The organism is Vibrio pacinii DSM 19139 (genome assembly GCF_000711795.1).
Classification (GTDB): Bacteria; Pseudomonadota; Gammaproteobacteria; order Enterobacterales; family Vibrionaceae; genus Vibrio; species Vibrio pacinii.
In genome coordinates this window covers 1-4,398 of sequence record NZ_JONH01000045.1, presented here as the reverse complement: position 1 = coordinate 4,398, position 4,398 = coordinate 1, and the positions used below count along the sequence as shown (strand labels likewise).

The 4,398-nt window shown below is 36.6% G+C and carries 4 protein-coding genes and 1 pseudogene; 3 read left to right on the top strand and 2 right to left on the bottom strand.

The window, feature by feature from the left end:
• A pseudogene (gene istB, locus BS19_RS14880) lies at positions 1-260 on the top strand (IS21-like element ISVch3 family helper ATPase IstB); the annotation flags it as partial.
• Positions 261-343: 83 nt separating this feature from the next.
• Complete coding sequence (locus tag BS19_RS14875) at positions 344-1,591, top strand: hypothetical protein (protein ID WP_038176308.1); 1,248 nt, start codon at positions 344-346, stop codon at positions 1,589-1,591.
• 26 nt (positions 1,592-1,617) lie between these two features.
• Here the strand turns inward: BS19_RS14875 and BS19_RS14870 are convergent, their stop codons facing one another.
• Entirely contained in the window at positions 1,618-2,454 is an 837-nt protein-coding gene (locus tag BS19_RS14870; RefSeq protein WP_038176307.1) for a hypothetical protein, read from the bottom strand.
• Between the two features lie 182 nt (positions 2,455-2,636).
• Between BS19_RS14870 and BS19_RS14865 the strand changes: the two genes are divergently transcribed.
• Positions 2,637-2,990 (top strand): hypothetical protein, encoded by a 354-nt coding sequence (locus tag BS19_RS14865; RefSeq protein WP_038176306.1) that lies wholly within the window; start codon positions 2,637-2,639, stop codon positions 2,988-2,990.
• A 256-nt stretch (positions 2,991-3,246) separates the two neighbouring features.
• Here the strand turns inward: BS19_RS14865 and BS19_RS14860 are convergent, their stop codons facing one another.
• Complete coding sequence (locus tag BS19_RS14860) at positions 3,247-4,098, bottom strand: DUF3987 domain-containing protein (RefSeq protein WP_281170138.1); 852 nt, start codon at positions 4,096-4,098, stop codon at positions 3,247-3,249.
• Positions 4,099-4,398: the final 300 nt, after the last annotated feature.

The window sequence follows — 4,398 nt, the reverse complement described above, 5'->3', positions numbered from 1 at the left end:
CACTGCTTATCCTTGATGACTGGGGAATGGAAAAACTGACTCAAGAGCATGCGGGCCATCTTCTGGAAGTGCTGGAAGACCGCTACCAAAACAGCAGCACGATCGTTATCAGTCAACTACCCGTTAAGGAATGGTACAACATGATCGGCAACGCCACTGTTGCAGACGCTCTAATGGATCGGCTGGTACACAATAGTCATCGAATAGAACTGGGAGGTGAGTCAATGAGAAAACTGGCGCAATCCGATCACTTAGAGTAAAAATAGGAAGAGAGAAAAACGGCAGGCTCAAGTGATCGGAATAAACCGAAACGAGCGATCGCAATCACCGAAATACGCAGGATATGGACAAGCTTCAATATGAATTGCTTGAGAGGTGCTTTAATAATGATGATATTGTTTATCAGAGGGTAGGGGATAGTAACCAATCTATCTATAATGAATCCAACGAAAAACCTGTTTGGTCAGATAGAAAATTAGTTTTAAATATATCAGGAAGTCATAGGTTAACACCTAAAATAGCAAAGGTTGTAAGTTGTTTTTCTTCTACTGAAACTAAGATTAATGGATTAAACGACAGGTCAGTTCTGATGCCTCATTTAATCGTATTTAGTAATAATCAGAAAGATAAGGTAATAGATAAATATATAGAGCTCTATGCTGAATATGAAAGGTGTGAAATGATACCTATAGTAAGAGATAGACATATTGGTATTGTCTCTTGGGTAAGCACTAACAGGGATGATGATAAATTAACGCTTTCTAGTTTTATGGGTAAATGTCAGATTAAAAACTCTGAACCTACTCTTCAGAGTGAGTTGTTTAATCTTAACAAGTCTAAAAATATTGAAATTCCTGAAGTCTGCGAATGTATAAAAGATGCAATAGTCTATGTTTTAAAAGATAATGATGTAAAATTTGATGATAAGGTCATCACGAAGAACCAATTGTTTAATGCCTTTAGGATAGAAAATGAGGATATATATAACGCGTTAAAAATTAGTCTATACAAATGGTCTACTGAATATATTGAAATTGGATGTAAAAATATACTGAAAGATATTGAAGTATATATGTCAGGATTATTCAAAGATAATTATGGCATTGAGTTGGATTCTTTTGGTTACTTGAGGTTTGACGATAGTATTAAAATTGATGAACAGAGTTTTGAAGTGGACTCAAATACTTACAATCCAATTTTCGGTACTATACATTCGGCTAAGGGGCAGACTCATACATCTACTCTATATATTGAGAGTTATTATGATGGTAAGTATGAGAGTGATATCATGCTAGATGTTATATCTGGTATTGGAAATACAGAAAAACTAATTGTAGAAACTAACAAAAAAATATCTTCAATCGAATCTGAAATTGAAGATATTGAAAGTTCAGGAAAAGTTAGGGGTATAAAGACAAGGGAAGCTACAATAAAAAAACTAAAAAAGTCTATTGAGAAAATAGAAGATTGCTCAAAAATGCTTTACGTAGGATTATCTCGCCCCCAGTATTTTCTATGTATGGCAATTGAGGAGGAAAGGTTTAAAAAACTGACAGTTAACGATAGCGTTTGGAAGGTTGTTAATGTCTGAATTTGATCCTAGTTAGTACTTATACACTATATTTTTAACAGTGATTTTATTCTAGCTACGTGGGTAACTTGTGAACCGCTTAGACTTTTATCATGTAAAGAATTTAAGTTTGAACTAATTCTTCGATGCAGCCTTTTGGCGTGATGATGTTTTCCTGCTTCCATGAGGTTGAGCCATTTTTTGGTACTTTTTGTTAGATTATCCAAAATCAATTGAATTTCATAGGTTTGCTCTGCGATTTTGTTTTGATATTGAATAGTTGCTAGTCTTTTACCTCTATTAATTTCATAAGGCTTATAAGATGTATGACTAACGCCAACATGTTTTAATACTGAGGCATTAAACGCTTGTTTTAGTGTTTTTGTTGCTTTCTTTTGTTGAAGTTCTCTTAGAACTCTAGTTCCTACAACCTTACCGATAATTAGATGAACGTGGTCACCTGTGCCTTGTTTAATGGTCTGATCTTGCTGATGTAGTACCGCACGAATTTGCTTTTGGTACTGCTTAACCTCTGTATTACTCAAATTGACTAACTTAGCTAGTGTTACACAGCAGTCTTTCGCTATTTCCTGCCATTGTTTTGTTGTAGGGCGGTAGCCTTTTGGTAGTGTCAGACAATACTCCACTGCATAACTTGAGAGAGGGCGGCCTCCTTTCTTCTGGTATAGGTGTTGATTGACTCTAAATTCTTCACCAGCTAACGCTATTCTTTTTGATGTTTCTTTATTGCCAATAATTGAAATGAGGTTATCTGTTAGCCTGTGATTAGGATGGTTTTGAGAGGTTAGGTATTTCTCTCTAACTAACACTCCTTCAGCACCATGCTTAACTGCCTGAGTAATAATTGTCCAGTTCTTCAACATAAATCGTTTACTTAACAAATATTAATTTATAACTAAAATTGCAAATTAATGCTGCTCTAACGTTTTATATTCTGAAGGATTCCAGATAGAACAACCCACTACGTTCTAATGTTGTTCACTGGCAAGAGGGACTCCCTTCTTGACTACCCTAAGATGAATTCATAGTTTTATAATAAATCGCTATGAACCCTGAAAATAACGTAATTGAAAACATTGTTAGATTGCAAGATATAGAAAAAACTAGTGTAAGAAAGCTAGTAATTCTTAAATGCTTTGAAATCGGTTTTCTATCAACCAATGACCTTGAATCAAAAAGTAAAAAATTTCGTTGGGTAGATAGCGTCATTGAGAAAAAAACGCTTGCATCGTTATTGGCCAAAGCCAGTTTTGAGGATAAAGAACATACCAATAGCGTCTGGGATAATGACAAAGAAGTTACGGGTCTATTAAATGAAAAGATTGAGTTAGCTGAAGAAATCTTAGACTGCTTATCAAACTCAATTGAATCGAGTATTGAAAACTACCCGTTTTGGTAATGAACGCATCTTGCGAAAACTGATAAAACTACAAAGTCTCACGTCATTGTTTGAGTAATTACATTGTGAACTTGGCTAGTCACTATTTAGGCATAAAAGATTATTTCTTTCAGATAATTAGCGCTTCAGGGGAGGGGCTGGTCGGGTACTTGAAGATGAGTTGGTAAAGAGAACTAAATCAAAACAACAAGCCAATACAGTATAAGGAGTAAAGCCCATTACTTATAAGTCATAGGCTTTGATAGATTCAGTTTACTTAAAGAAGCGTAATTATTTGGCAGTTTTTGCTGCCAGTTCTCTCAACATGAATCGGTGGTTTAGGGCGCTCCTGTAGATCCTTTAGGGCTAGATTTGTTTCTTTACTTGTTAGCTTTCTACCTATTGTTTTCGTTAGTTCAGTTCGTTTGAAGCTATTAGTCTTAAGTTTTTTTGCTACTGTTAGGATGGAGTCCATCACGATTGAAGCATGTTCTTTTCTCCCTTGGTTCCTAAGGTTCTCTTCTTCAGTATCAAATATGTATGTTATTGATTGATGCCAAAAGTCGACCCATGCACTTGCAGCTAAGATATGCTTCTTTTCAATAACGTGAGATCTATCAAGCGCTGAAAATAGGCAAGCTAGTATCGCTAAGTAGTGAGGAGCCCTATACATTAAATTGGCTTCAGTAGACTCAATCTCTCCAAATGCAGAGACTCTCAATACTTCTTTTTCCCATATGCTTAGGCTATCTTCACTAAGCTGAATCGAACGTTCATCGACATTACACCAATCCATGGCTTCGGCTAACTGCTTTGCGTAGGGGGCTAGTTTTTCTTCATCCAAATCCTTTGGAAACGGGATAACTGGTTTTGGCACTTTGAAGATAATTAAAAACCTATTTGTGAATCCGTTCTCTTTATGTCCTTTATTGGCTGATTGTAGGAACTCTGCCGGAGTAATGTGTCCATGAATGCAAACATGTGGATCGGTACACGTGACCCTATTGAATTTCGTTAGTGGCGCAATGTCACCACCGTCAAAAAGTGTTCGAATTGTTTGGCTGAGATTGCTCTCACCGGATCTACACTTGGTGAAAATATTGGCAAATTCCTCTTCAATAACGCACAGTCTTTTATCTGTAGCGATAGCTACCGAGTTATCCTCCGATTCTTGTACGTCTCGGAGTTCGTAGGCGATGCCTTCGGTTGTCGATAGGCCACCTGAATGAACCTTGGCGAATAGATCGATCTCAGTAGTATCTTTCTTGGTATAGTTTTTAGCTTTACTGATGAATAAGTCAGCTCTACCTTCGCTGATTCCTTTTCCACCGCCTGTGTAGTGGTCAACTAAAATTGGCCACGGTTTTAGAGTTTTCCCAATATAATCTTTCTGATTCATTGGGCGTTAGGCCACCGTTATACTGATGTG